A 26225-nucleotide genomic window follows, 5' to 3' on the forward strand; every position below is an offset into this window, starting at 1 on the left:
GACCGCATGCTCCGCCGCATCCTCGAAGAGTTCGGCCTCTTCCTCATCCCCTTCGCGCTGTTCCTCGTCTACCTGCTGCTGTCCGGCCGCAATCCCCTGCGCCGGGTGCACTGGGACGCGCACCTGTTCCGCTTGGTCCTGGCCGGGCTGGCGGTGGTGATCGGCACCCTCGTCTACGAGGGCCTGTTCTCGGAGCGCCGTCCCGGGGGCTACGTGCCGACCCACATGGAGAACGGCCGCCTCGTACCCGGTGGCTTCCGGTGAGGCGCGCCCTCCATCCGGCGGGGCTGGCGGCCCTGCTCGAACGCCCGGGCGTCCGCCGCGTCCTCGCGGCCCTGGACGCGCCGGGCGCGGAGACCCGCCTGATCGGCGGCTGCGTCCGCGACGCGCTCCTCGGCGCACCGACCGCCGACATCGACATGGCGACGACGCACCGGCCCGAGGCGGTGATGCGGGCGGCGCAGCGGGCGCCCGGCCTCAAGGCGGCGCCGACCGGCATCGAGCACGGCACCATCACGCTGGTGACCGAGGACGGGCCGATCGAGGTCACGACCCTGCGCGAGGACGTCGAGACCGACGGGCGTCACGCCGTCGTCCGCTTCGGCAGCGACTTCCTCCGCGACGCCGAGCGCCGCGACTTCACCGTCAACGCGCTCTCCCTCGGTGCCGACGGAACCCTGCACGACCCGGTGGGCGGCAGGCCCGACCTCGCGGCCGGGCGGGTGCGCTTCATCGGCGACCCCGCGACCCGGATCCGCGAGGACGCGCTGCGGATCCTGCGCTTCTTCCGCTTCCACGCCCGGTTCGGTGCCGGCGCGCCCGACGCCGCGGCCCTGGCGGCCTGCGTGGCCGCGCGGGACAGCCTGGACCGGCTCTCTCGCGAACGCGTGCGCGCGGAATTCCTGAAGCTGCTCGCGGCCCCCGGCGGCCCGGCCATGGTGACGACGCTGAGCGCGACCGGGCTGCTGCCGCGGATCACCGGCGGCGTCGGGGAGCTCGGGCGGCTGGAACGGGCCGCAGCCGCGGGCCTGCCTCCGGTGACGCGCCTCGCAGCCCTCGCCGTCGGCGCCCGGCACGACGCCGACAGATTGCGCGAGCGGCTGCGCCTGTCGAAGAGCGAGCACGGGCAGCTGCTCGGCTACGCCGGGGCGCTGGCCGATCTCCACGGATGCGCGGTGCTGGACGCGGTCGCGGCGCGGGCCCTGGCGGCGGAGCACGGCCTGTCGTGCCTGGCCGACGCGCTGGCGATCCTGGCCGGAGAGCCGCGGCCCGCCGTGACGGAGGCGGCGCGGGCGGCCCTGCGGGCCCTGGAGGGGGAGGGGGCGTCGCCGGCCTTTCCCCTGGCGGGGGCGGATCTCGTCGCGGCCGGTGTGGCGCCGGGGCCCGGGATCGGGCGCGGGTTGGCCGCGGCGCGGAGGATCTGGCTGAAGCGGGGCTGCCCGACGGACGCGGAAGCGCGGGCCGACCTGCTGGCGCGGGCGCTGGAGAGCGCCCGCTGAACGAGGCTCAGAGCTTCAGGAGCGCCTTGGTCTCCTGGAGCTGGACGATCTGGCCGTTCAGCTCCTCGCGCTTCTGCAGGTCCTCGGTGGCGTCGCGCTGCATCTCGATCGCCTCGATGTCGCGGTCGAGGGATTCGTGCGTCAGCTCCTCGATCGGGGCGGCGCGCTCGGCGAGCACGGTCACGGCCGTCGGGCCGATATCGGCGAAGCCGCCGCGGACGTAGATCCGCTTGCCGCTGCCCTGGCTCTCGGTGATCACGATGACGCCGACCCGGAGGGAGGTCAGCACGGGCGCGTGGCCCGGCATCACGGTCATCTCGCCCTCGGTACCGGGCAGCTGAACGGCGGTCACCTCGCCGGAATACAGCGTCCGCTCGGGGCCGACGAAATCGAAGTGGAAGGTGGCCATGGCCTGACGTGTTCCCGGATCGGCGGCGCGCGCCCCGCCAAGCGGGCGGAGCGTCTCGGAAAAAGGCTGCGCGGACGGCACCGGTCAGGGTCGCCCGCGCGGCCTCTGTCCCCTTCCCGCGCGGGGAAGGGGGTGTCGTCTTACGCGGCCTTGAGCTTCTTGGCCTTCTCCTGGGCCTCCTCGATGGTGCCGACCATGTAGAAGGCGGCCTCCGGGAGGTCGTCGTAGTCGCCGTTCACCAGGCCCTTGAAGCCCTTGATGGTGTCCTCGAGAGCGACCTGCTTGCCCGGCGAGCCGGTGAACACCTCGGCCACCGAGAAGGGCTGCGAGAAGAAGCGCTCGATCTTGCGGGCGCGGGCCACGGTCAGCTTGTCCTCCTCGGACAGCTCGTCCATGCCCAGGATCGCGATGATGTCCTGGAGAGCCTTGTAGCGCTGCAGGGTCTGCTGGACGCGACGGGCGACGTCGTAGTGCTCCTCGCCGAGGATCGCCGGCGACAGCATGCGCGAGGTCGAGTCCAGCGGGTCCACCGCCGGGTAGATGCCCTTCTCGGCGATCGAGCGCGACAGCACGGTCGTGGCGTCGAGGTGGGCGAACGAGGCGGCGGGCGCCGGGTCGGTCAGGTCGTCGGCCGGCACGTAGATCGCCTGCACCGAGGTGATCGAGCCCTTGGTCGTGGTGGTGATGCGCTCCTGGAGGGCGCCCATGTCGGTGGCGAGCGTCGGCTGGTAGCCCACCGCCGAGGGGATGCGGCCGAGGAGCGCCGACACCTCGGAGCCCGCCTGCGTGAAGCGGAAGATGTTGTCGACGAAGAACAGCACGTCCTGGCCGTCGTCGCGGAACTGCTCGGCGATCGTGAGGCCGGTCAGGGCGACGCGTGAGCGGGCGCCCGGCGACTCGTTCATCTGGCCGTAGACCAGGGCGCACTTCGAACCCTCGGCGGAGCCGTGCTCCTTCGGGTCGACGTTCACCTTGGACTCGATCATCTCGTGATAAAGGTCGTTGCCCTCGCGGGTGCGCTCACCCACGCCGGCGAACACCGAGTAGCCCGAGTGCACCTTGGCGATGTTGTTGATCAGCTCCATGATCAGCACGGTCTTGCCGACGCCGGCGCCGCCGAACAGGCCGATCTTGCCGCCCTTCGCGTAGGGGGCGAGCAGGTCCACCACCTTGATGCCGGTGACGAGGATCTGGGCCTCGGTCGACTGCTCGGCGTAGGAGGGGGCCGGCTGGTGGATGGCGCGGAACGTGTCGGCCTGGACCGGGCCGGCCTCGTCAATCGGCTCGCCGATGACGTTCATGATGCGGCCGAGGGTGTTCATGCCGACCGGAACCTTGATCGGCTCGCCGGTGTCGGTGCACTCCTGGCCGCGGGTCAGGCCCTCGGACGTGTCCATGGCGATGCAGCGGACGGTGTTCTCGCCGAGCTGCTGGGCGACCTCGAGGACGAGGCGGGCGCCGTTGTTCTTGGTCTCCAGCGCGTTCAGGATCTCGGGCAGGTGGCCCTCGAACTGCACGTCGACCACGGGGCCGATGACCTGGGTGATCTTGCCGACCTTGTTGGAGCCGGTGCCGGGGAGTGCGGTGTTCGCCATCGTTAACCTACCCTTCAAGCTGTGCGGTCGGGTCGCGGTGCCTCAGAGGGCTTCCGCACCCGAGATGATCTCGATGAGTTCCTTGGTGATCATGGCCTGACGCGTCCGGTTGTAGATCAGCGTCTGCTTCTTGATCATCTCGCCCGCGTTGCGGGTCGCCGAGTCCATGGCGCTCATGCGCGCGCCCTGCTCGGAGGCGGCGTTCTCCAGGAGCGCCCGGTAGATCTGCACCGTCAGGTTCTTCGGCAGCAGCGTCTCGAGGATCGCCTCCTCGGACGGCTCGAATTCCAGGGCGGCGTTGCCGGCCGCCGCCTTCGCGGTCGTGTCGACCGCCGGCAGCTCCGCGGGGATCAGGCGCTGCGCCGTGGGGATCTGCGAGATGACCGACCGGAACTCGGAGTAGAACAGGGTCGCGACGTCGAACTCGCCGTTCTCGAAGCGGGTCAGGATCTTGTCGGCGATCGAGGCGGCGAACTCGTAATCCACCGGGCGGTTGCCGCGGATATCCATGCTCTCGACGATCTGGTCGCGGTACTGCCGGCGCAGCGCGTCGAGGCCCTTCTTGCCGACCGTCATGATCTTGACCGTCTTGCCCTCGGCGGCGAGCTTCTGGGCGTGTTCGCGCACCGCGAGGCGGACGATCGACGAGTTGAACGCGCCGGCGAGGCCGCGGTCGCCCGTGCACACCACGAGCAGGTGCGTCTGCTCGGAGCCGGTCCCGGACAGGAGCCGCGGGGCGCCGACGCCGCCGACGAGGTTGCCCGCGAGGTTGCCGAGCACCGCCGACATCTTCTCGGCGTAGGGACGGCCCGCCTCGGCGGCCATCTGCGCCCGGCGCAGCTTGGCGGCGGCGACCATCTGCATGGCCTTGGTGATCTTCTGCGTCGCCTTCACCGAGGTGATGCGGTTGCGCAGGTCCTTCAAACTCGCCATCGGGTGAGGTCCAGGTCCGTTCTATGGGCCTCTCCTTCCCTCGGCGGGAAGGAGCCGGAAGTTCGGGCGGTGCGGCGGGGACCGGGATCCCCCCGCACCACCCAAGATCCCTCCCCGAGGGGAGGGGCCTCACATCAGCCGATCGACTTGGCGACGCTCTCGACGACGCCCTTCAGCTTGCCGGCGTTCTCGTCCGACAGGTCCTTGGAGGCGGCGATCGAGTCGAGCAGGTCCTTGTGCTTGGACCTCAGGGTGCTGAGCAGCGCGTCCTCGAAGGGACGGACCTTGCTGACCGGCATCTTGTCCAGGTAGCCGTTCACGCCAGCGTAGATCACCGCGACCTGCTCTTCCATCTTCAGTGGCGAGAACTGCGGCTGCTTCAGGAGCTCGGTGAGCCGCGAGCCGCGGTTCAGGAGTGCCTGGGTGGAGGCGTCGAGGTCCGAGCCGAACTGCGCGAAGGCGGCCATCTCGCGGTACTGCGCGAGCTCGCCCTTGATCTTGCCGGCGACCTTCTTCATCGCCTTGGTCTGCGCCGAGGAGCCCACCCGCGACACCGAGAGGCCGACGTTCACCGCCGGGCGGATGCCCTGGTAGAACAGGTCGGTCTCGAGGAAGATCTGGCCGTCGGTGATCGAGATCACGTTGGTCGGGATGTAGGCCGAGACGTCGTTGGCCTGGGTCTCGATGACCGGCAGCGCGGTCAGCGAGCCGTTGCCGGCGGCGTCGCCCATCTTGGCGGCGCGCTCGAGCAGGCGGCTGTGGAGGTAGAACACGTCGCCCGGATACGCCTCGCGGCCCGGCGGGCGGCGCAGCAGCAGCGACATCTGGCGGTAGGCCACGGCCTGCTTGGACAGATCGTCGTACACGATCACGGCGTGCATGCCGTTGTCGCGGAAGTACTCGCCCATGGCGCAGCCGGCGAACGGCGCGATGAACTGCATCGGGGCCGCGTCGGACGCCGTGGCGGCGATGACGATGGAGTACTCCAGCGCGCCCTGGTCCTCCAGGACCTTCACGAACTGGGCCACCGTCGAGCGCTTTTGACCGATAGCGACGTAGATGCAGTAGAGCTTGGCCTTCTCGTCACCGCCGGCGGCGTGGCCCGGCTTCTGGTTCAGGATCGTGTCGAGGGCGATGGCGGTCTTGCCGGTCTGGCGATCGCCGATGATCAGCTCGCGCTGGCCGCGGCCGACCGGGATCAGGGCGTCGATCGCCTTCAGGCCCGTGGCCATCGGCTCGTGCACAGACTTGCGCGGGATGATGCCCGGGGCCTTCACGTCGACGCGGCGACGCTCGGTCGACTGGATCGGGCCCTTGCCGTCGATCGGGTTGCCGAGGGCGTCGACGACGCGGCCGAGCAGGCCCTTGCCGACCGGCACGTCCACGATGGCGCCGGTCCGCTTGACGGTCTGGCCTTCCTTGATCTCGCGGTCGGAGCCGAAGATCACGATGCCGACGTTGTCCTGCTCGAGGTTCAGGGCCATGCCGCGCACGCCCGACTCGAACTCGACCATCTCGCCGGCCTGGACGTTGTCGAGGCCGTAGGCGCGGGCGATGCCGTCGCCGACGGACAGGACCTGTCCGACCTCGGAGACCTCGGCCTCCTCGCCGAAGTTCTTGATCTGCTCTTTCAGGATCGCGGAGATCTCGGCGGCGCGGATGTCCATACTCGGGCCTCTGTCGCTGATGCGTCTATGCGTGTTCGGGTCGGATGGGGGCGCTTACCGCGCGGCCCGCATCGCGAGGCGGATACCGTTGAGCTTGGTCTTGAGGGAGGCGTCGACCATGCGCGAGCCCATCTTCACGACGAGGCCGCCGATCAGGCTGGGGTCGACCACGAGGTCGACGGCGACATCGGCCTTGGCGATGTCGCGCAGCGACGCCTTGATCTCCTCGATCACCGCGTCGGAGGGCTTCTCGGCCACCCGGACCTGAGCGCGCACGATGCCCTTCGAGTCCTGGACCAGGGTCCGGAACGCGTCGATCATGTCGGGCAGGGCGAAGAGCCGGCGGTTCGAGGCCGCGAGGCGGATGAAATTGCCGGCGAGGCCGCCGATGCCCGCCTTGTCGAGCACGGCGCCGATGGCGGCCGCCTGCTCCTCAGCGCTGAAGACCGGGCTGCGGACGAGGCGGCGGAGATCCGCGCTCTCCTTCAGCAGCGTGTCGAATTGATCGAGAGACCCGGCGACCGCGTCGACCTGGCGCTCGTCGCGCGCGAGCTCGAACAGGGCGGAAGCGTACCGGCCCGCCACGCCTGCGACCAGGGGACCAGCCTCGGAACCGTTCTGCGCCACCCGTCGCTCTCTTCTCTGGTTGCCCGTCCGCTCCGCGCGCTCCGGCTGGAGCGCGGTGCGAGACCGTTCGGGACGTGGGATCGCGCCGGCAACGGACAGGTCGAGAACTGTCCTCGCGGCGCGGCGACCGCCTAGCATGCCAGCATGGCCGCGCGCAACACGGCAGGCGCGCGTCGCTGCGCGTCAGGACGGCGGAAGTGTGACGCGGGTCCCGCCTCAGCAGGCGAGCCGGTCGCAGCGCCGCACGCTCGCGATCATCTTGGCCATGGCGCCGGCGCCGGGATGCCCGAGGATCCCGCTGTTGCCGATCACGTAGGACGGCGTCGCGTAGAGCCCGAGATCCGCGGCCATCCGCATCTGGCTCTTCAGCGCCGCGCGCACCTCCTCGCTGTCGGCGATCTCCTCGACCTCCGCCTGCGGGATCCCCATCGTGGCGGCGACGGCGAGCGCGCCGGGCCCGTCGATGCGGCCGGGCTTGCCCAGCAGCGTCTGGTAGAAGCGCCACGCGGCCTCGGAGCCGAGCTTGCGCTGCACCGCCAGCATCACCTTGGCGGCCTGGGCGGATTGCGGCGACAGGATCGGGTTGTGGACAAGCCCAATCCGCAGCTCCGGATCGCTGTCGTGCAGGGCGACCACGTCGGCGGCCGCCTTCCGGCAGTACGGGCAGTTGAAGTCGAAGAACTCGTAGAGCGTAGTCCCGGCATCCCGCGGCCCGACATAGGTCACGCCGCGCAAGGCCGGGATCTGCCCGGTGATCTCGCCCGGCAGGATCGAGTTCGCCACCGCGCGCCCGTCGTCGCCCGTCACCGCGACCCGCTGGCCGTAGGATTGCGCGGAGGCGCCGGTCAGGCCGGCACCGAAGGTGGCGGCTGCGGCGAGCAGGAGACGTCGCGAGACAGGCTTCGAAACAGGCATGGGACTCGTCCGGGGCATCGCTGTCCCGCTCCGGCCGCGCCGAAGCGGAGCCAGACCAGAACCAGGGGGTCGAGTCGGTTTCATGGCCGAGCGGCCGTGAACGTCGCGCTACCGCGGGGCGAGCGCGGCCTAGCGCAGCCCCTTCGGCCGGTCGCCGGTCGCCCAGGCCAGGGCCTGCTCGAGCCGGTCGTTGCCCCAGAACAGCTCGCCGTCGTCGGCCAGGAACGTCGGCGCCCCGTAGATCCCGCGGGAGCGCGCCTCCTCGACGCTGACCCGCAGCTTCGTCTTGTTGGCCTCGGCGGCGGCGGCCCGCACGGTCTGCGTGCCGTCGAGCCCGAGCGAATCGAGGATCTCCGCGACGGCCGCCGGTTCCGCGATCGAGCGGCCCTCGGCGAAGCTCGCGGTGAAGACCGCCTTCGAGAACGGCACCAGCCAGGGCTGGTCCTGGCCGAGGATCGCGACCCGCACCGCGCTGAGGCTGTTCTGCGGGAACTGGGCGGGGCGCGTCACCGGCGGCAGGCCGAGGCGCGCGGCCTCGCGCTCGACGTCGCGCCACATGTTCTTGCCCTTGGCCGCGTAGAGATTGAACGGCGAGGTGGTCCAGCCCTGCGCGGCGAAGAGCGGCCCGACCAGGAAGGGGCGCCACCGGATCGCCACGTCCGCCTCGGCGGCGGCGGCCTCGACGCGCATGGCCGCGAGGTAGGAGTAGGTGGAGGCGAATTCGTACCAGAACTCCAGAATTGGCTGGCGCGCCATAGACTTCGCTTCTCCGATGCACTCTCGCGGCGATGACGACCTGCAACGCCCGCGCCGTTTCTGACACAACCGCAAGGCCGTCGTGAGGCGAAACGCGGCCGATCCTCCGGCATCTCGGCTACGCGCGAGGCGGCGCGCCGGTTGCAGGCCGGTGACACCCGCGATAAGCCGCAAACGCCGAGCCAGATCCCTCGCCCAGTTCCGGAAGTCCCATGTCCGTTCCCGCGAAGAGCCCCGTGAAGAAGGTCGTGCTGGCCTATTCCGGCGGCCTCGACACATCGATCATCCTGAAGTGGCTGCAGACCACCTACGGCTGCGAGGTCGTCACCTTCACGGCCGATCTCGGCCAGGGCGAGGAGCTGGAGCCCGCGCGCCGCAAGGCGGAGCTGCTCGGCATCAAGCCCGAGAACATCTACATCGAGGACCTGCGCGAGGAATTCGTCCGCGACTACGTCTTCCCGATGTTCCGGGCGAACGCCGTCTACGAGGGCGTCTACCTGCTCGGGACCTCGATCGCCCGGCCGCTGATCGCCAAGAAGCAGATCGAGATCGCCGAGCGCGTCGGCGCCGACGCGGTCTGCCACGGCGCCACCGGCAAGGGGAACGATCAGGTCCGGTTCGAGCTCGGCTACTACGCGCTGAAACCCGACGTCACGGTGATCGCGCCCTGGCGCGAGTGGGACCTGCGCTCGCGCGAGCAGCTCATCGCCTTCGCCGAGCAGCACCAGATCCCGATCGCCAAGGACAAGCGCGGCGAGAGCCCGTTCTCGGTGGACGCCAACCTCCTGCACGCCTCCTCGGAGGGCAAGGTGCTGGAGGATCCGGCCGTCGAGGTGCCGGACTACGTCTACTCGCGCACGCTCTCCCCCGAGGAGGCGCCCGACCAGCCGACGGTCATCACGATCGGGTTCGAGCGCGGCGACGCCGTCTCGATCGACGGCGAGGCTCTGTCGCCCGCGAGCCTGCTGACCAAGCTCAACGAGCTCGGCCGCGCCAACGGCATCGGCCGGCTCGACCTGGTGGAGAACCGCTTCGTCGGCATGAAGAGCCGCGGCATGTACGAGACGCCGGGCGGCACGATCCTGCTGCCGGCGCACCGCGCCATCGAGTCGATCACGCTGGACCGGGGTGCCGCGCACCTGAAGGACCAGCTCATGCCGCAATACGCCGAGCTGATCTACAACGGCTTCTGGTTCTCGCCGGAGCGCGAGATGATCCAGGCCCTGATCGACAAGAGCCAGGAGAAGGTCACCGGAACGGTGCGGCTGAAGCTCTACAAGGGCGGCGTCCACGTGATCGGCCGCGAGAGTCCGCACTCGCTCTACGACCAGGACCTCGTGACCTTCGAGGAGGGCGCCGTCGCCTACGATCACCGCGACGCGGCAGGCTTCATCAAGCTCAACGCCCTGCGGCTTCGCACGCTGGCCCAGCGCAGGAAGCGCGAGGGCTGAGCCCGGTGCCGGTCGCCGCCGCGCGGGCGGCCGCGACCGGAGGTAGCCGTCAGGCGGGGAGCCAGCGCTCGGCGGCCCGACGGAAGTCGCCGGGCCCGAGATCGGCGTAGCGCAGGAAGATCTGCAGGGCCGGCTGCAATTCCCGATGGAGGCGCACGAGCCGCGTCTCCGCGTCCTCGTCGTCGTTCGCGGCCGCGCCCGGCACGGCGGCGAGAAGGCGCTTCATCGCCGCGGTGTAGGCGCCGTCCGCGCCGTAGGGCCGCTCCGGGTCGACGCGCGGCACCCCCTGCTCGGCGTTCCACCCGATATTCAGCTGCGGGATCAGCGCGAGGTGCTCGGGCGTCACCGCGAAGGTGATCAGGTCCGGGGTCTCGCCGGTGGCCGCGTCCCGGAAGACGTCGCCCACGGCGCCCGGATCGAGCTTGGCCAGACCGTTGTGGTACTGGTACCGGCCCGGCTTCAGCTGCCCGTTCTGGACGAAGACGGCGAGGCCGTACTCGAGCGACCGGTGCTCCTCCTCGGCGCCCTCGTCGTCGCCGGTGACGTTGGCGATGTCGCCGTCGCGGTCGAGGCTGCCATAGGGGGCGGCCGGGTGGATGGTCGGCGCCCCTGGCTCGGCGCCGTCCCAGGCGACGACCATCCGGCGGATCAGGGCGATGCGCTCCAGGCTCAGGTCGTAGACGGCATCGCTCATCGTGTATCGGTCCCGGCTCTCACGCTTGGAAGGCCCGTCTTACAGAGGCGGGTCGCCCCCTGCTACCGCCGCAAGCAGCCCGTGAGGCCGTCGATCTGTCCCATCATCGCCTGGATCCGCGCGGCCCGGCGGCGCACCCCGGGGGAGGGCCGGCCGGCGCTGCGGGTGATCGGGTTCGGCAGCACGGCGGCGAGCAGGGCGGCCTCGTTGCGGGTCAGCCGGCTCGCGTCCTTGCCGAACCAGTGCCGGCTCGCGGCCTGCGCGCCGTAGATCCCGTCGCCCCACTCGGCGACGTTGAGGTAGATCTCCATCATCCGGCGCTTGCCCCAGAGCGTGTCGAGCGCCAGCGCCAGCGGGATCTCGATGGCCTTCCGGATGTAGGAGCGGCCGGGCCACAGGAAGACGTTCTTCACCGTCTGCATGGCGATCGTGGAGGCGCCGCGGCTCGGGGAATCCTCGTCCTCGACCACGTCGCGGATCGCGCCGAAATCGACGCCGTGATCCAGGCAGAAGCGCTGGTCCTCCGAGGCGATCACGGCCTGGGGCAGGGCCGGCGCGATGGCGGAGAGCGGGACCGGATCCCGACTCACCGGCTGAAGCGTCAACCACCGTCCCAGCATCAGGGTCGACGGCGGCATCACCGCGCTATAGACGAGCGCCAACGTCAGTGCGAGGACGAACCCGACGGCGGGGAGCAGCAGCAGCGCTCCCACAAGCTGTCGGACGCGACGGGAACGGCGCGGGCGCGCGAGCGGGAGGTCGCGACCTGCCGTCTCCCGCCTGCGTCGAGCCCCGTCCACCGTGAGTCCGTCCCCGCCCAACTGACACCCGATTGGTTTTCGCAAGGCCAGGACCGGACGTAAGCCCGATGACCCCGACCCCCTCAACGCAGGCACCGACCGGTTCGGTCAAGGCAGTCACGCCGGCCGCCGATTTTACCCACAGGTTGACGGAGGTCGCCGGCACGGTCGAGACCTTCCTGGTCGAGCGGCTCGGCCCCGCGGTCGGCGCCGGCGAGATCGCCCGGCCGCCCCGCCTGATGGAGGCCATGCGGCACGCCGTGCTCGGCGGCGGCAAGCGTCTCCGGCCGTTCCTGGCCATCGAGACCGCCCGGATGCTCGGCGGCTCCGAGGCCGCCGCGCTGGCGGCCGGCGCCGGCGTCGAGCTGGTCCACTGCTACAGCCTCGTCCACGACGACCTGCCGGCGATGGACGACGACGACATGCGCCGCGGCAAGCCCACGGTCCACAAGGCCTACGACGAGGCCACCGCCATCCTCGTCGGCGACGCCCTGCAGACGCTGGCCTTCGAGATCGTGGCCGACCCGACCTGGCAGCCGGATGCGCGCATCCGCGCCGACCTCGTGCTCGGCCTCGCCCGGGCCTCGGGCCTCGGCGGCATGGTCGGCGGCCAGCTCCTCGACCTCACCGCCGAGGGCCGGTTCGGCGCGGCCAACATGGACGTGGACGACACCCTGCGGATGCAGGCGATGAAGACCGGCGCGATCCTGGCCTTCTCGGTGGAGGCCGGCGCGATCGTCGGCGGTGCCGACAAGGACCAGCAGGCCGCACTCCTGCGCTACGGCCTCGCCCTGGGGCAGGCCTTCCAGATCGCCGACGACATCCTCGACCGGGAGGCCTCGCCCGAGGCCATGGGCAAGGCCACCGGCAAGGACAAGGATGCCGGCAAGGCGACGCTCGTCGACCGTCTCGGCATCGACGGGGCCCGCGCCGAGTGCGACCGCCTCGTCGGCGTCTGCGAGGACGCGGTGTCGTCCTGGGGGGAGGGCGCCCGGGTCCTGCGCGACGCCGCCCGCTTCACGGTCGCCCGCAAGACCTGATCGCGCCGGGCGGGGGAAATCCGGCCGCCGCCTCGGGCGGCCGGGCCGGGCCCGGCGGCCGGACCTCCGCGAACACTGCGCCACGACCACGCGACGCACGCCACAAGCGATCGCGGCACCGCCGGATCGACACCCTCCGCGAGGCGGACCCGCGCCGTCCCGATCGGGGCCATCCGAACCGGAGGCGGGACCGCGGAGCGCGCGGCGCCGGTCAGAGCCGGTTGGTCTTGTTGTGGACGTCGAGGCACACGGCGGCGAGCAGGACGACACCCTTGATCACCTGCTGCCAGTCGACGCCGATCCCCAGGATCGACATGCCGTTGTTCATGATGCCGATGATGAAGGCGCCGATCACGACAGCCGAGACTTTGCCGATGCCGCCCGCCGCCGAGGCGCCGCCGATGAAGCACGCGGCGATCACGTCGAGCTCCATGCCGACGCCGGCCTTCGAGTTCGCGGTGTTGAGCCGGGCGACGAAGATCATGCCGGCGAGGCCCGCCAGCGCGCCCATGTTGGCGAAGGTCAGGAAGGTCAGCCGCTCGGTCTTGATGCCCGAGAGGCGCGCGGCCTTGATGTTCCCGCCCAGCGCGTAGATCCGGCGCCCGATCGTCGTCCGAGTCGTCACGAAGCCGTAGAGCGTCACCAGCGCCAGCAGCACGAGGAGCACGTTGGGCAGGCCCCGGTACGCGCTCATCTGCCAGGCGAAGGCCAGGATCAGGATGGCGGTCACGCCGTTGCGGCCGATGAACGCCGCCGGGGACTCGGCCGGGCTCCCGTTCCGCAGCCGCGCCTGCCGCCGTCGCCAGTTCAGCCCGGTCAGCGTCGCGACCAGCGCGGCGGCGATCAGGACGGCGGTCCAGGGTCCGGCGCCGTTGACGAGGAAGCCCTTGGCGAGGAGCTGGAACACCTCCGGGAACGGTCCGATGGAGGCCCCCTGCAGCAGCACCTGCGTCAGGCCGCGGAACACCATCATGCCGGCCAGGGTGACGATGAAGCTCGGGATGGCGAGGTAGGCCACGAAGTAGCCCTGCAGACCGCCGATGACCGCGCCCACCGCGAGGCACAGGACGGCCGCCGAGAACGGGTCGACGTGGAAGCGGACCATCAGCAGGGCGGCGAGCGCCCCCACGAAACCGACCACCGAGCCGACCGACAGGTCGATATGCCCGGCCACGATGACCAGCAGCATCCCGAGCGCCATCACGACGACGTAGCTGTTCTGGAGGATCAGGTTGGTCAGGTTCAGCGGCTGGAACAGGACGCCGCCCGTCGCGACCTCGAAGAACAGCGTGATCGCCGCCAGCGCGACGACGAGCCCGTAGGCGCGCAGCTGCGCCATCGGCAGGCGGCCGCGCCGGACCCCGGCCGCACCCGCCGGGATGAGGTCGCTGCCGGGGCTCACGGACTTGCTCACTGTGATGTCGGTCATCCGTTCAGCCCCCTGGAGCGCATGATGGCGCGCATGATCGCTTCCTGGCTGGCCTCGGCGCGGTCGAATTCGCCCACGAAGCGCCCCTCGTTCATCACGTAGATGCGGTCGCAGAGGCCGAGCAGTTCCGGCATCTCCGAGGAGATCAGGAGGACGCCGCGGCCGTCCTCGGCCAGCTCGTTGATGATGCTGTAGATCTCGTACTTCGCGCCGACATCGATGCCGCGGGTCGGCTCGTCGAGGATCAGCACCTTGGGCCGGGTGAACAGCCACTTGCTCAGCACGACCTTCTGCTGGTTGCCGCCCGACAGGTTCACGGTCTGCTGCGTCACCCCGACGGAGCGGATGCGCATCTTGGTGCGGTAGCCGGTCGCGACCCGGTGCTCGGCCGCCTCGTCGATCACCGCGGCGGTGGAGATCCCGGGCAGGTTCGCCAGGGTGGTGTTCCGGGCGATGTCCTCGCCCAGCACGAGCCCGAGCTGCTTGCGATCCTCGGTGACGTAGGCGAGGCCGGCCGCGATCGCCCGGTCGATCGTCGAGACGTCGACCTCGACACCCTCGATCCGGACCGTGCCCCGGATGTCCCGGCCGTAGGACCGGCCGAAGAGGCTCATGGCGAGCTCGGTCCGGCCCGAGCCCATCAGGCCCGCGATCCCGACGATCTCGCCCCGGCGCAGGCTCAGGTCGACGTCGCGCACCACCGCCCGGTCGGCGTGGACGGGGTGGTGGACCGTCCAGTCGCGCACCTCCATCAGCACTGCGCCGATCCGCGGCGTGCGGACCGGGTAGCGGCTCTCCAGCGTGCGGCCGACCATCGCCCGGATGATGCGGTCCTCGTCGATCGCGCCGCCGCAGCAGTCGAGGGTCTCGACGGTGCTGCCGTCGCGCAGGACCGTGATCCGGTCGGCCACCTTGGCGATCTCGTTCAGCTTGTGGGAGATCAGGATCGAGGCGATGCCCTGCGCCTTGAAGCGCAGCAGGAGCTGCAGCAGGGCCTCGCTGTCGGTCTCGCTCAACGACGCGGTCGGTTCGTCGAGGATCAGGAGCCTCACCTCCTTGGAGAGCGCCTTGGCGATCTCCACGAGCTGCTGCTTGCCGACCCCGAGATGGGTGACGAGGGTGTCGGGGCTCTCGTCGAGCCCCACCATCGCCATCAGCGCGCGGGCGCGGGCCTGGACACGATCCCGGTCGATGACCCCGAACCGGGCCGGCTCGTTGCCGAGGAAGATGTTCTCGGCGATCGACAGGTACGGCACCAGGGCGAGTTCCTGGTGGATGATCACGATGCCGAGGCGCTCGCTGTCCGTGATGTCCCGGAAGCGGCCCGGCCGCCCCTCGTAGGTGATGTCGCCCGTTTACGACCCGTAGGGATACACGCCGCTCAGCACCTTCATCAGCGTCGACTTCCCCGCGCCGTTCTCGCCGACCAGGGCGAGGATCTCGGCTGGCTCGACCGTCAGGTTGACGTTGGAGAGGGCCTTCACGCCGGGGAAGGTCTTGGTGATTCCCCGCATTTCGAGAACGGGCTGCATGCGGCGCCTACCAGCTCGGACTGCACGTTCGGCCCGCGCGACAGTCGTCGCGGCGGGGATCGGATCGGGCGGAGCGACCGAGCGCCGCCCCGGCATCGGTCACTTGAGCTGGTCGAGCGTGTAGTAGCCCGTGTCGATCAGGGCCGGCTTCCAGTTGGCCCGGGTGACGAGCACCGGCGTGAGCAGGTAGGATGGGACGATCTTCTTGCCGTTGTCGTAGGTCTTCACGTCGTTGACCTCGGGCTGTCGGCCCGCCTCGATGGCGTCGATCATCGCCACCGTCACCTTGGCCAAGTCTCGGGTGTCCTTGAAGATCGTCGCCGTCTGCTCACCGGCGATGATCGACTTGACCGATTGCAGCTCGGCGTCCTGGCCGCTGATCACCGGCAGCTTCACGCCGCCCGACCCGTAGCCCACGCTCTTCACCGACGAGAGGATCGCCGTGGAGATGCCGTCGTAGGGCGAGAGCACGGCATCCAGATGGGCGTTGCCGTAATAGGCCGAGAGCAGGTTATCCATCCGCGCCTGGGCGGTCGCGGCGTCCCAGCGCAGGGTGGACACCTTGTCCATGCCGAACTGGCCCGAGCGCACAACGAGCCTCTTCGCGTCGATGTAGGGCTTCAGCACCGACAGGGCGCCGTCGTAGAAAAAGTATGCGTTATTGTCGTCGGGCGAACCGCCGAACAGCTCGATGTTGAAGGGCCCCTTCCCGTCCTTCAGGCCGAGGGCGTCGACGATGGATGTCGCCTGCTGAACGCCAACCTTGTAGTTGTCGAAGGTGGCGTAGTAATCGACGTTCGGCGTCCCCCGGATGAGCCGGTCGTAGGCGATGACCCTGACGCCGCGCTCGCTCGCTTTCGACAGCACATCGCTGAGGGTCGTGCCGTCGATGGAAGCGATCACCAGGATCTTCACGCCGGTGGTGAGCATGTTCTCGATCTGGGCGAGCTGGGTCGGGATGTCGTCGTCCGCGTATTGCAGATCCGGCTTGTAGCCCTTGGCCTTCAGAAGCCTGACGATGTTGTTGCCGTCGTCGATCCAGCGCTGCGACGAATTGGTCGGCATGGCGACCCCGATCGAATCCCCGCCGGCCGCCTGCGCCGATGCCGTGGCGCACGCGCCGATGAGCGACAGGCCCAGGATGTATTTGAGAACCGTATGCCTGGCGATCACAATCCCCCCCTATCGCTGCGCAGCCGGACTTCGACTTCAATCGAAGCGAGTCCGTGCTTCCATTATTGTCGATCGATTATTTTTTATAATTACAACTCGATGTTTTACTTATCTAGTCTATGGCCGACACCCATCCACTGCCCGACCGAATATCCCTGCGGGAGCCGATCCGGCAAACTTGGCCGGGTTGGCAGGCAGAAGCGCAATCCGGGCGCCGCCGGCAGCCTCTTCGAGGGCCAAGCCCGCACCTTGAGAAGCTCGGCCATTCTATTTGTATGAGTTATAGAGGGGCCGTCAATCGGCACGCGCGGCGCCCCGTCTCGCGGCGCGGTCTCAGGTGTGTGTGTGGAGCGCGCCGCGGGTTCAGGTCCGAGTTCGATCGCCGGTCGGCGCGATGGGGTCGCGCGGGCCACGGGGCGCGGCCGGCCGATCGGCACGGCGGCGATGACCGGTCCGCTCGATCGGATCAGGGGAGGGCGGATCGCGTGTCCGCACCGCCAAGCAGTTCAGCGCGGCGTCGCCGCGCGGGCCCGGAAACCGCGTTGGTTCAGCCGCGGCCGACGAACGGCATCTTGGTGGCCATGATGGTCATGAACTGCACGTTGGCCTCCAGCGGCAGGCTCGCCATGGACAGCACGGCCTGACCGACATGGTCCGGATCCATCACCGCCTCGGCCCGCAGGGAGCCGTCCGCCTGCGGGACGCCGGCCTTCATCTTGCCGCCCATGGGCGTGTCGGCGTTGCCGATATCGATCTGGCCGCAGGCGATGTCGTAGGCCCGGCCGTCGAGAGAGGTCGCCTTGGTCAGCCCGGTCACGGCGTGCTTGGTCGCCGTGTAGGCGATGGAGTTCGGTCGGGGCGCGTGGGCCGAGATCGAGCCGTTGTTGATGATCCGGCCGCCCCGGGGATCCTGGTCGCGCATGATCCGGAAGGCGTGCTGCGTGCACAGGAACAGCGCCGTGAGGTTGGTGTCGACCACCTGCCGCCAGGTCTCGAGGGGCAGATCCTCCAGCGGGACCGCCGGAGCGCCGATCCCGGCATTGTTGAACAGCAGGTCGAGCCGGCCGAACTCCACCTTGGTGCGCGCGAACAGGGCGGCGATCGAGTCGGGATCGGTCACGTCGGTCGGGACCGCCAGGGCTCCGTGTCCGATCCGCGCGGCGACCTCCTCGAGGGGAGCCTGACGCCGCCCCGAGAGGACGACGCGCCATCCGGCGTCGGCGAGCGCCAGGGCGGCGGCCTTGCCGACACCCGTCCCGGCCCCGGTCACGATCGCGATCCGCTCAAGCCCCGACATGCGTTCCTCCCGGCTCCGGTGTTTCACCGCCTGTAGCGGATGGCCGCCGCCGCGCGAAGGCGTCGGCGTTTCACATGCGGGCCACGGTCACAGGGCGTACCGGCAGCCGCCATGCGCTATGGTGGTCGAAAGACACGGGGACGGGAACGGAACGATGGGGCAGGGTTCGTCGGCAGGCCTGCGCGGGACGAGCGACGCGGCGGTCCCGGCGTGAGCGCACCCGAGATCCCGTTCCTCGCCGGCCTCGACGCGCCGGCAATCGCGGCCGTGCGGGCCCGGATGGTGCCGGTGGCGGTGCCGGGCGGCCGGACCCTGTTCGAGCAGGGCGAGACCGGGGACGCCCTGTACACGCTGGTCTCCGGCGCGGTCGGCGTCTCGGCCCGCGACCATGCCGGGCGGCCGACCCGGATCGCGCGCCTGCGGCCGCCCGAGACCTTCGGCGAGATGGCCCTGCTGTCGGACGCCCCGCGGGCGGCGACCGTTATGGCGCTGCGCGATTCGCACCTCCTGCAACTCACCCGCGGGGCCTTCGAGGCGGTGATCGCCGAGCACCCGCACACACTCCTCTACTTCGCCCGGATGCTCGCCGACCGCCTGCGGGCGATCTACGACGGCCACTCGGTCCACCACGCACCGCGGATCTTCACGATCCTGGCCGTGACCGAGGGGCCCGATCCGGCGCGGGTGGCGCGGCAGCTCGCCGCCGCCTTCGACGCCCTGCTGCCCGGGAAGACCGGCTGCCTCACCGACTGGCCGGAGGGCGCCGACGAGGCGTGGTTCCAGGCCTTCGAGGGCGCCCACGCGCGCACGATCTTCGCGGCGCACGACATCGACTGCCCCTGGTGCCGCCAGAGCCAGCGGCGGGGCGACCATGTCCTGCTCCTCGCCGAGCCCGGCGCGCCGCCGCGGCCGGGCGCGGCGGCCTATCTCGACCGGGTGCGCTCCGACTGGATCCGCATGGACCTCGTCGTGCGCCAGGACCCCGCGGCCCGGCGCCCGAGGGCCCTGCATCCGGAGGTCGCCGCGCTGCCCGCGGCGATGCGCATCCAGGTCCGGGACGGCGACCGGGGGGATCTGCATCGCCTCGCGCGGCTCGCCAGCGGGTCGGCGCGCGGCCTCGTCCTCGGCGGCGGCGGGGCGCGGGGGCTCGCCCATCTCGGGGTGCTCAAGGCCCTCGACGAGGTGTCCTGCGCGCCCGACTTCGTGGGCGGGACCAGCATGGGCGCGATCATCGCGGCGAGCCTCGCCATGGGCTGGAGCGTCGCGGAGATCCAGGCCCAGATCGAGGCGTTCTTCGCCACCAGCAACCCGATCAACGACTACACGCTGCCACTGCACGCGCTGACCCGCGGCGCAAAGGTCGATGCCGGCCTCGCGGCGCGCTACGGCGGCGTGCGCATCGAGGACCTCTGGCTGCCGTTCTTCTGCGTCTCGTCGAACCTGACGACCGGCAACACCATGGTGCACCGCTCGGGCGACCTGCCGAAGGCCCTGCGCGCCAGCATCGCGATCCCCGGCCTCCTGCCGCCCGTGCTGTGCGACGAGGGCGTCCTGGTCGACGGCGGCATGATGAACAACCTGCCGGCCGACGTCGCCGCCGGGCTGGAGCGCGGCCCGGTCCTGGCCGTCGATGTCGGGACCGACCGGGCGTTCCAGGATATGCCGCGGCGCGGGTGGAGCGGCCGGCTCATGCGCAAGCTGATCGGCTCACCGCTGGCGATGCCGGGCCTGGCCCCGCTGCTCCTGCGCGCCGCCACCGTGTCGAGCGACGCGCAGAGCCTGATGGCGGCGGCCCACGCGACCGCCGTGCTGAAGCCGCAGCTCTCCGGCATCGACCTGCGGGCGTGGTCGCGCTTCCGGGAATCGGCGGAGCTCGGCTACCGGGAGACCCGCTTGGGCATCGCGACAGGGACCCTCGCGCGCTGGCTCGATCCGATGCGCTGAACGGGTCCGCTGACCCGGTGCGCTGAGATGTCCGCGTGCGGCGGCGCACGCGCGGCGCCCGCGGCCCTGTAACCCGGACCATCCGCCGACGATCTCCGGTGCAACACGTCATCGGGAGACCGGAACCATGACCCATCCTGCCAAGACCCCGACCGGCGCCGTGCCCGGTTCCGCGCCGGACCGGCGCGCCGCGGCCGACCATTCCGGGCCGCACGCCCTCCTGCACGGCGCCGCCTTCGTGCTGCTGTGCCTCTGGACGCGGACCGCGCCGGAGCGTCTGCGCGACCAGCTCTCCCCGGACGCCGGCGACGGCGCCGCGCTCGGCTTCTGAGCGGATCGGACCGGAGGACGCGCGCGTTCTCCGCCGCGGGGGAGTCGGACATGACGGGGCGCGCGAGAGGATGACCGTCGCGGGAGTGAGGTTTCGCCGGATCGCCCTGCCGGAGGGCGGCCTGCACGTGGCCGAGGCGGGTCCCGAGACGGGGCCGCCGACCATCCTGCTGCACGGCTTCCCGGAATCCTGGTACGGCTGGCGCCACCAGATCGGGCCGCTCGCCGAGGCGGGGCTGCGGATCATCGCGCCGGATCAGCGCGGCTACGGCCTCAGCGACAAGCCGGCGGGGATCGCCGCCTACCACCTGGACCGGTTGGCCGGCGACGTCCTGGCCCTGGCCGACGCCTACGGCGCGCCCACGGTGCGGCTCGTCGGCCACGACTGGGGTGGCCTCGTCGCGTGGTGGGTGGCGAGCCGCTACCCCGAGCGGATCGACCGGCTGGCGATCCTCAACGCGCCGCATCCCGCGATCGTCGGCGCCTACATGCGCCGCCATCCCGGTCAGTGGCTGCGCAGCACCTATGTGGGCCTCTTCCAGCTCCCGCGCCTCCCCGAGCGGCTGCTCACGGCGGATCGCGGCCGGGCCCTGCGGCGCGCGCTGACGACCTCCAGCCGGCCGGGCACCTTCGCGCAGGCCGATCTCGACCATTACGTCGCGGGGTGGCTCCGGCCCGGCGCGATGACCGGCATGCTGAACTGGTACCGGGCCCTGGTGCAGCTGCCCCGGGCGCGGCCGCCGCGGGTGCGCGTGCCGGTGCTGATCCTCTGGGGGCAACGGGACACGGCGCTGCAGCCCGGCTTGGCGGAGGCGAGCCTCGCGTACTGCGACGCCGGCCGGCTCCGCTGGTACGAGCGGGCCAGCCACTGGCTCGCCCACGAGGAGCCCGAGGCGGTCAACGCCGACCTCGGCGCGTTCCTCCGCTAGCCGCCTTGCACCCGCGTGAAAGCGGGCCGGTCCACGCGGGCAAGTTGTAGAGCGATATTCAATGCACGGCCGGGTCTCGCAAGTCTCCGCGCCGGCGCGTGCGGACGCGCGTCGGGCGGTGCGGTAATCCGTTCGCTTCTCTGAAGCCACGTACTATTTTTCGCTCGCCGCTCCGGAACATGACGAGCACTTGTCACTTGGTGGTGGCCCATGAGGGCTGATCGGAGCTACTCCACGATGTCTTTTCGTTCTTTCCTGACCGCGGGTGTGGTCTTCGGCGGCCTCCTGGCCGGAACCGTCGCGTCGCAGGCCGCGCCCGCGATCGCGCAGCCCGGCTTCGCCGGATCCGACATGGTCGAGACCGTGGCGATGCATCGCCACCACCGCATGCATCATCACCGGATGCACCGCCATCACTCGACCCGGCACGAGCGCCGGATGCGGCGCATGAACACGATGCGCCACGGCAACCCGAACGCCCGCAACCCGTCGCGCCCGGGCTACCAGCAGCAGCTCGGCAACACCACGGGCGGCCCGCGCTACTGACATCGCGACCGCGCCCGGATCCCGCGCAGGCTGTGGCGGATCCGGGCGCCATCCACCGGCGATGCGACGTCCGGGCGCCTTCTCCCCAGGCGCATCGGTTCGCCCGGCCTGATTCGCCGGCGTCGCTCTGCTAAGAGGCGGCATGGCCAGAACCGCCGTCCGCCCCGCCGCCGACACGACGCCCACGCCCGGCCTGGACCCGGCCGGCGCGACGCCGATGATGGCGCAGTACATAGAGATCAAGGCCGCCAATCCGGACTGCCTGCTGTTCTACCGGATGGGCGACTTCTACGAGCTGTTCTTCGAGGACGCGGAGATCGCGTCCCGGGCCCTCGGCATCGTCCTGACGAAGCGCGGCAAGCACGCGGGCGGCGAGATCCCGATGTGCGGCGTGCCGGTCGACCGGTCCGACGACTATCTCAACCGCCTCATCGCCCTCGGCCACCGCGTGGCGGTGTGCGAGCAGACCGAGGATCCGGCCGAGGCCAAGAAGCGCGGGCCGAAATCCGTGGTCCGCCGCGAGGTCGTGCGGCTCGTCACGCCCGGCACGATCACGGAGGACCGGCTCCTCGACCCGGCCCGGGCCAACCTCCTCCTGGCCATCGGGCGCCGGAAGACCGGGGAGGGGGCGGTCGCCTACGGCCTCGCCGCGGTGGACATCTCCACGGGCCGCTTCTCCCTCAGCGAGGTCGCGGGCGGCGACCTGTCCGGCGCCATCGCCCGGCACGACCCGCGGGAGATCGTCCTGTCGGAGGCGATCCACGCCGATCCGGCCCTCGCGCGCCTCTGGCAGGAGAGCCGCGCGGCCGTCGTACCCCTCGCGCAGGCCGAGCTCGAGCCCGCGGCCGCCGAGCGGCGCCTGCGCGAGCAGTACGGGGTCTCGACCCTGGAGGGGTTCGGCCAGTTCACCCGGGCCGAGATCGCGGCCGCCGGGGCGGCGCTGCTCTACATCGCCCGGACGCAGCTCGCGGCCCGTCCGCCCCTGGCGGTTCCGACCCGCGAGGATGGCGGCGCCACCCTGGCGATCGACGCGGCGACGCGGGCCAATCTCGAACTCACCCGCACCCTGTCGGGCGAGCGCGCCGGGAGCCTCCTCGCCACGATCGACCGGACCGTGACGGCGAACGGGGCGCGGCTGCTCGCCGAGCACCTCGCGGGCCCGTTGACCCATCTCGACGCCATCGCCCGGCGGCACGCCGCGGTGGCGTACCTGGTGGACGACGCGCGCCTGCGCGGCTTCCTGCGCGACGCCCTGGCCCGCGCGCCCGACCTCGCCCGGGCCCTCTCGCGGACCGGGCTCGGTCGCGCGGGTCCTCGGGACCTCGCGGCGATCCGCGACGGCCTCGCGGTCGCGGCGGATCTCGGTGCGCGCCTCGCCGCCATGCACGGCCTCCCGGCGGAACTCGCCCGGCTGGCCGAGCATCTGGCCGAGGCCGACCGGGCGCTCATCGCGACCCTGGCGGCGGCGCTCGCCGACGAGTTGCCCCTGAGCCGGCGCGACGGCGGATTCGTCCGCACGGGCTACCACCCGGAGATCGACGAGGCGCGGACCCTCGGACAGGATTCCCGCAAGGTGATCGCGGCCCTTCAGGCGCGCTACGCCGAGCAGACCGGCTGCCGGACCCTGCGGATCAAGCACAACAATCTGCTGGGCTACTTCATCGAGGTCCCGCAATCCGTCGGCGAGGCCTGCCTGAAGGGCCTGCAGAGCGAGTTCGTCCATCGCCAGACCATGGTGGACGCGATGCGCTTCACCAGCGTCGAGCTGGGCGAGCTCGAATCGAAGATCTCGGGCGCCTCCGACCGGGCCCTGGCCCTGGAGGCCGCCGTCTTCGACGACCTCGCGGCCCGCGTGCTGGCCCAGGCCGAGCCCGTCGCCGAGGTGGCCGAGGCGCTGGCCGGGCTCGACGTGGCGGCGAGCCACGCGGAACTTGCCGTCGAACTCGACTGGCGGCGTCCCGTGGTCGACGACTCGCTCAGCTTCGTCGTGGTCGGCGGCCGCCACCCGGTGGTCGAGGCGGCCCTGCGCCGGGCCGGCGAGCCGTTCATCGCCAACGACTGCGACCTGTCCGGCGACACGCGCGGCCGGATCCGGCTGATCACTGGCCCCAACATGGGCGGCAAGTCGACCTTCCTGCGCCAGAACGCGCTGATCGCGGTGCTCGCCCAGATCGGCGCCTTCGTGCCGGCCGCGGAGGCGCGGATCGGCCGGGTCGACCGGCTGTTCTCCCGCGTCGGCGCCGCCGACGATCTCGCCCGGGGGCAATCGACCTTCATGGTCGAGATGGTCGAGACCGCGGCGATCCTCAACCAGGCGACCCGGCGCTCCCTGGTGATCCTGGACGAGATCGGCCGCGGCACCGCGACCTTCGACGGCCTGTCGATCGCCTGGGCCTGCCTGGAGCACCTCCACGAGGTGAATGCCTGCCGGGCGCTGTTCGCTACGCATTTCCACGAGCTGACGGCGCTGGGCGACCGGCTGGCGCGGCTGGAGAACGCCACCCTGAAGGTGGCCGAGCACCGGGACGGCGTCGTGTTCCTGCACGAGGTCGTGCCGGGCGTCGCCGAGCGCAGCTACGGCCTTCAGGTCGCGCGGCTCGCCGGCCTGCCCGCCGGGGTCGTGACCCGGGCCGGGGCGATCCTCAAGAGCCTGGAGAAGGCCGAGCGGGGCCGCCCCGCCCGCGCCCGGATCGACGACCTGCCGCTCTTCGCGGCCCTCGCGCCACCCCCGCCGCCGGAGCCGCCGCCGGAGGATCCGCTGGGCGCGCTGCTCGACGGGATCGACCCGGACGCGCTGACGCCGCGCGAGGCGCTGGACGCGCTCTACCGGCTGAAGCGCGAGCGGGCGGCGCGGGGCTGAGACCCGTGGGCCGCGCGCCGGGGGCCTGACCCGAAGAATCTCAGACGGGCGCGGGCGAGAAACCGTCCGGGCAGGCCGGCCCGTCGCGGCCGGCCCGGCGATCGGCCACGTAGTCGAGGGTGCTGGCCACGACGCGCTCGGAATAAGGCTTGGCGATCACCCCGATCGCGCCGGCGAAATCGGCCGGGATGCGCTTGGCGTTGGCGGTCATGAACACCACGGTGGTGCGCCGGTCGGCCGAGAGCGCCCGGGCCACGTCGATGCCGGTCGGGCCGTCGACGAGGTGGATGTCGACGAGGGCGACGTCGGGCGCCGTGGACCGGCCCATCGCGATGGCCTCCGTCGCGTTGCCGGCGACGCCGACGGTGACGTGCCCGAGATCGTCCAGCAGGCATTCCAGCTCGAGGGCGATCAGGGCCTCGTCCTCGACCACGAGGATGCGGAGGGCGGCGTCCGCGGCGGCGTTCCCGGTCCCCATGCGCTCTTCGTCCTCCGGCCCCGCGGCCGACGAGCTTGATGCCTCCACGTCGATTTCTCAAGCCGGCTGCTGGAGCGGGATGTCGATCTCGACGGTCGTGCCCGGGCCGGCATCCGCCCAGGCGATGGTCCCGCGCATCTGCCGAACCACCATCTCCACGAGATTGCGCCCGAACCCCGCCGGGTTCGGGGCCGCCGCGGCGACGCCGACGCCGTCGTCGCGGATCGTCATGTGCATCCCGCCCTCGGTGCGGCGGGCGACGATCGACACGCGCCCCTCGCGCTCGCCCGGGAAGGCGTGGCGCAGGGCGTTGGCCGTCAATTCGTGGATCATCAGCGCGAGAGGCGCCGCCATCGCGGCGGCCACCGCGATCGGCTCGACATCGGCCTCCACCCGGCGCCGCTCCGGGTCCAGGCCGGCATTCATGTCGGCCAGGAACTCGGCCGCGAAGTCGCCGAGGTTGAAGTGCGTGCAGTCGCCCTCGGAGTAGAGCATCCGGTGCGCCGTCGAGAGGGCGCCGATCCGCTCCGCCATGCCCTGGAGCGCGTCGCGCGCCTCGCCCTCGGGCGTGCGCCGGGCCTTCAGGAGCATCAGCGACGAGATCACCTGGAGATTGTTCTTCACCCGGTGGTCGACCTCGTGGAGGAGGGCGGTCTTCTGCTCCAGCGCCGATGTCAGGTCCTGGGTCCGCGCCGCGACGAGGCGCTCCAGCTCGTCGTTGGTGCCGCGCATCGACACTTCCATCTGGTGGACATGGGTCATGTCCGCCTGCGCGGCGTAGAAGTAGGCGAGCCCCTCGGCGTCGCGCACCGGCGTGATGGTCATCGCGTTCCAGAACGACGACCCGTCCTTGCGATAGTTGAGCAGCTCCACCGAGATCGCCTCGGCGGACTCGACGGCCGCGCGGATCCGCTGGATCGTCGACCGGTCCGTGGCCGGCCCCTGCAGCATGCGGCAGTTGCGCCCGACGATCTCGTCGGCGGCGTAGCCGGTGGCGTTCAGGAAGGCGTCGTTCGCCCAGGCGATCGGGTTGTCGGGCGCGCGGGCATCGGTGATGACCATCGGCGACGGACTCGACGCGAACGCGTCGACGAGCGTCGCGAGGGGCGGACCGGTCTCGGATCGGGCACTCAACGCGTCATTCCACAGTCAGGCGGTGCCCCCGTTCGTCCGGCGGCGCCACCATCGCGCTCCGACCGCGGGACGTGGACACCGCGTTAAGCAAGCTTCTACCAAGATTGGGGCGCAAGACAGCAGGATCCAGCGGAGACAGGTGCGGCGTAAGGCTGCCACGATTTCGCGGGATCAAGGCCACGAACGC

The 26225-nt window shown here is 71.1% G+C and carries 23 protein-coding genes and 1 pseudogene; 9 read left to right on the forward strand and 15 right to left on the reverse strand.

Annotated features, from left to right (window positions below; all coding sequences use genetic code 11):
- Positions 1-6 precede the first annotated feature (6 nt).
- On the forward strand, positions 7-264 hold the full coding sequence (locus C4T42_RS14760; protein WP_020093505.1) for a DUF6111 family protein: 258 nt from the start codon (positions 7-9) through the stop codon (positions 262-264).
- Positions 261-1499: a CCA tRNA nucleotidyltransferase gene (locus C4T42_RS14765; protein WP_103985305.1), complete on the forward strand. Its 1239-nt coding sequence runs from the start codon at positions 261-263 to the stop codon at positions 1497-1499. Before C4T42_RS14760 ends, C4T42_RS14765 begins: the two co-directional genes overlap by 4 nt.
- Positions 1500-1506: 7 nt before the next feature.
- On the opposite strand, the gene C4T42_RS14770 is transcribed toward C4T42_RS14765, so the two are convergent.
- The 7 genes from C4T42_RS14770 to C4T42_RS14800 form a co-directional block, all read right to left on the reverse strand.
- Entirely contained in the window at positions 1507-1908 is a 402-nt protein-coding gene (locus C4T42_RS14770) for a F0F1 ATP synthase subunit epsilon (protein ID WP_020093503.1), read from the reverse strand.
- Positions 1909-2048: 140 nt separating this feature from the next.
- On the reverse strand, positions 2049-3503 hold the full coding sequence (gene atpD / locus C4T42_RS14775; RefSeq protein ID WP_020093502.1) for a F0F1 ATP synthase subunit beta: 1455 nt from the start codon (positions 3501-3503) through the stop codon (positions 2049-2051).
- 42 nt (positions 3504-3545) lie between these two features.
- Positions 3546-4436 carry a F0F1 ATP synthase subunit gamma gene (locus C4T42_RS14780; protein ID WP_103985306.1) on the reverse strand — a complete coding sequence of 297 codons (891 nt, stop codon included), beginning with the start codon at positions 4434-4436 and terminating at the stop codon, positions 3546-3548.
- 134 nt (positions 4437-4570) lie between these two features.
- Positions 4571-6103: a F0F1 ATP synthase subunit alpha gene (gene atpA, locus C4T42_RS14785; RefSeq protein WP_103985307.1), complete on the reverse strand. Its 1533-nt coding sequence runs from the start codon at positions 6101-6103 to the stop codon at positions 4571-4573.
- Between the two features lie 54 nt (positions 6104-6157).
- Positions 6158-6730 (reverse strand): F0F1 ATP synthase subunit delta, encoded by a 573-nt coding sequence (locus C4T42_RS14790; protein ID WP_103985308.1) that lies wholly within the window; start codon positions 6728-6730, stop codon positions 6158-6160.
- A gap of 216 nt (positions 6731-6946) precedes the next feature.
- Complete coding sequence (locus C4T42_RS14795; RefSeq protein WP_056522497.1) at positions 6947-7645, reverse strand: DsbA family protein; 699 nt, start codon at positions 7643-7645, stop codon at positions 6947-6949.
- A gap of 129 nt (positions 7646-7774) precedes the next feature.
- On the reverse strand, positions 7775-8401 hold the full coding sequence (locus C4T42_RS14800) for a 2-hydroxychromene-2-carboxylate isomerase (protein ID WP_020093497.1): 627 nt from the start codon (positions 8399-8401) through the stop codon (positions 7775-7777).
- A 212-nt stretch (positions 8402-8613) separates the two neighbouring features.
- On the opposite strand from C4T42_RS14800, the gene C4T42_RS14805 reads away from it, so the two are divergent.
- Complete coding sequence (locus tag C4T42_RS14805) at positions 8614-9852, forward strand: argininosuccinate synthase (protein ID WP_103985309.1); 1239 nt, start codon at positions 8614-8616, stop codon at positions 9850-9852.
- Between the two features lie 49 nt (positions 9853-9901).
- Here C4T42_RS14805 and C4T42_RS14810 read toward each other — a convergent pair whose 3' ends face one another.
- Together C4T42_RS14810 and mtgA are read right to left on the reverse strand one after the other, a co-directional pair.
- Complete coding sequence (locus tag C4T42_RS14810) at positions 9902-10546, reverse strand: hypothetical protein (RefSeq protein ID WP_103985310.1); 645 nt, start codon at positions 10544-10546, stop codon at positions 9902-9904.
- A gap of 62 nt (positions 10547-10608) precedes the next feature.
- Positions 10609-11259, reverse strand: coding sequence for a monofunctional biosynthetic peptidoglycan transglycosylase (gene mtgA, locus C4T42_RS14815; RefSeq protein ID WP_012317618.1), 651 nt, complete (start codon positions 11257-11259; stop codon positions 10609-10611).
- A 155-nt stretch (positions 11260-11414) separates the two neighbouring features.
- Here mtgA and C4T42_RS14820 point away from each other — a divergent pair, with 155 nt between their 5' ends.
- A complete protein-coding gene (locus C4T42_RS14820) occupies positions 11415-12386 on the forward strand; it encodes a polyprenyl synthetase family protein (protein WP_026604982.1) in 972 nt (323 codons plus the stop codon).
- Positions 12387-12597: 211 nt separating this feature from the next.
- Here the strand turns inward: C4T42_RS14820 and mmsB are convergent, their stop codons facing one another.
- The 4 genes and pseudogenes from mmsB to C4T42_RS14840 all read right to left on the reverse strand — a co-directional run bounded on the left by mmsB (position 12598) and on the right by C4T42_RS14840 (position 17817).
- Positions 12598-13725: a multiple monosaccharide ABC transporter permease gene (gene mmsB / locus C4T42_RS14825; RefSeq protein WP_244603209.1), complete on the reverse strand. Its 1128-nt coding sequence runs from the start codon at positions 13723-13725 to the stop codon at positions 12598-12600.
- 86 nt (positions 13726-13811) lie between these two features.
- Positions 13812-15347: pseudogene (gene mmsA / locus C4T42_RS14830) on the reverse strand (multiple monosaccharide ABC transporter ATP-binding protein).
- Positions 15348-15446: 99 nt separating this feature from the next.
- Positions 15447-16487, reverse strand: a complete 1041-nt coding sequence (gene chvE, locus C4T42_RS14835) for a multiple monosaccharide ABC transporter substrate-binding protein (protein ID WP_244603210.1) — start codon at positions 16485-16487, stop codon at positions 15447-15449.
- Positions 16488-17067: 580 nt separating this feature from the next.
- A complete protein-coding gene (locus tag C4T42_RS14840) occupies positions 17068-17817 on the reverse strand; it encodes an SDR family oxidoreductase (RefSeq protein ID WP_103985314.1) in 750 nt (249 codons plus the stop codon).
- A 210-nt stretch (positions 17818-18027) separates the two neighbouring features.
- Between C4T42_RS14840 and C4T42_RS14845 the strand changes: the two genes are divergently transcribed.
- From C4T42_RS14845 to mutS, 5 genes are all read left to right on the forward strand, one after another.
- Positions 18028-19761, forward strand: coding sequence for a patatin-like phospholipase family protein (locus tag C4T42_RS14845; RefSeq protein ID WP_103985315.1), 1734 nt, complete (start codon positions 18028-18030; stop codon positions 19759-19761).
- A 127-nt stretch (positions 19762-19888) separates the two neighbouring features.
- Entirely contained in the window at positions 19889-20092 is a 204-nt protein-coding gene (locus C4T42_RS14850) for a hypothetical protein (RefSeq protein WP_020093487.1), read from the forward strand.
- Positions 20093-20162: 70 nt separating this feature from the next.
- On the forward strand, positions 20163-21020 hold the full coding sequence (locus tag C4T42_RS14855) for an alpha/beta hydrolase (protein ID WP_103985316.1): 858 nt from the start codon (positions 20163-20165) through the stop codon (positions 21018-21020).
- A gap of 237 nt (positions 21021-21257) precedes the next feature.
- Positions 21258-21566 (forward strand): hypothetical protein, encoded by a 309-nt coding sequence (locus C4T42_RS14860; RefSeq protein WP_026604979.1) that lies wholly within the window; start codon positions 21258-21260, stop codon positions 21564-21566.
- Positions 21567-21708: 142 nt separating this feature from the next.
- Positions 21709-24426, forward strand: a complete 2718-nt coding sequence (mutS, locus tag C4T42_RS14865; RefSeq protein ID WP_103985317.1) for a DNA mismatch repair protein MutS — start codon at positions 21709-21711, stop codon at positions 24424-24426.
- Positions 24427-24466: 40 nt separating this feature from the next.
- On the opposite strand, the gene C4T42_RS14870 is transcribed toward mutS, so the two are convergent.
- On the reverse strand, positions 24467-24904 hold the full coding sequence (locus tag C4T42_RS14870) for a response regulator (protein WP_020093483.1): 438 nt from the start codon (positions 24902-24904) through the stop codon (positions 24467-24469).
- 57 nt (positions 24905-24961) lie between these two features.
- Positions 24962-26038: a PAS domain-containing protein gene (locus C4T42_RS14875; protein WP_103985318.1), complete on the reverse strand. Its 1077-nt coding sequence runs from the start codon at positions 26036-26038 to the stop codon at positions 24962-24964.
- Positions 26039-26225: the final 187 nt, after the last annotated feature.

It is taken from the genome of Methylobacterium sp. 190mf (genome assembly GCF_900107945.1).
GTDB lineage: Bacteria > Pseudomonadota > Alphaproteobacteria > Rhizobiales > Beijerinckiaceae > Methylobacterium.

What these genes read in the sequence shown, in the direction of transcription:
- C4T42_RS14810 (WP_103985310.1), bottom strand. Translation starts at nt 10,546, where the DNA reads ATGAGCGATGCCGTCTACGACCTGAGCCTGGAGCGCATCGCCCTGATC.
- C4T42_RS14805 (WP_103985309.1), top strand. Translation starts at nt 8,614, where the DNA reads ATGTCCGTTCCCGCGAAGAGCCCCGTGAAGAAGGTCGTGCTGGCCTAT.
- C4T42_RS14870 (WP_020093483.1), bottom strand. Translation starts at nt 24,904, where the DNA reads ATGGGGACCGGGAACGCCGCCGCGGACGCCGCCCTCCGCATCCTCGTG.
- C4T42_RS14820 (WP_026604982.1), top strand. Translation starts at nt 11,415, where the DNA reads ATGACCCCGACCCCCTCAACGCAGGCACCGACCGGTTCGGTCAAGGCA.
- C4T42_RS14760 (WP_020093505.1), top strand. Translation starts at nt 7, where the DNA reads ATGCTCCGCCGCATCCTCGAAGAGTTCGGCCTCTTCCTCATCCCCTTC.
- C4T42_RS14860 (WP_026604979.1), top strand. Translation starts at nt 21,258, where the DNA reads ATGTCTTTTCGTTCTTTCCTGACCGCGGGTGTGGTCTTCGGCGGCCTC.
- atpD (WP_020093502.1), bottom strand. Translation starts at nt 3,503, where the DNA reads ATGGCGAACACCGCACTCCCCGGCACCGGCTCCAACAAGGTCGGCAAG.
- C4T42_RS14840 (WP_103985314.1), bottom strand. Translation starts at nt 17,817, where the DNA reads ATGTCGGGGCTTGAGCGGATCGCGATCGTGACCGGGGCCGGGACGGGT.
- C4T42_RS14850 (WP_020093487.1), top strand. Translation starts at nt 19,889, where the DNA reads ATGACCCATCCTGCCAAGACCCCGACCGGCGCCGTGCCCGGTTCCGCG.
- C4T42_RS14855 (WP_103985316.1), top strand. Translation starts at nt 20,163, where the DNA reads ATGACCGTCGCGGGAGTGAGGTTTCGCCGGATCGCCCTGCCGGAGGGC.
- C4T42_RS14770 (WP_020093503.1), bottom strand. Translation starts at nt 1,908, where the DNA reads ATGGCCACCTTCCACTTCGATTTCGTCGGCCCCGAGCGGACGCTGTAT.
- C4T42_RS14800 (WP_020093497.1), bottom strand. Translation starts at nt 8,401, where the DNA reads ATGGCGCGCCAGCCAATTCTGGAGTTCTGGTACGAATTCGCCTCCACC.
- mmsB (WP_244603209.1), bottom strand. Translation starts at nt 13,725, where the DNA reads ATGGCGCAGCTGCGCGCCTACGGGCTCGTCGTCGCGCTGGCGGCGATC.
- C4T42_RS14795 (WP_056522497.1), bottom strand. Translation starts at nt 7,645, where the DNA reads ATGCCTGTTTCGAAGCCTGTCTCGCGACGTCTCCTGCTCGCCGCAGCC.
- atpA (WP_103985307.1), bottom strand. Translation starts at nt 6,103, where the DNA reads ATGGACATCCGCGCCGCCGAGATCTCCGCGATCCTGAAAGAGCAGATC.
- mutS (WP_103985317.1), top strand. Translation starts at nt 21,709, where the DNA reads ATGGCCAGAACCGCCGTCCGCCCCGCCGCCGACACGACGCCCACGCCC.
- C4T42_RS14780 (WP_103985306.1), bottom strand. Translation starts at nt 4,436, where the DNA reads ATGGCGAGTTTGAAGGACCTGCGCAACCGCATCACCTCGGTGAAGGCG.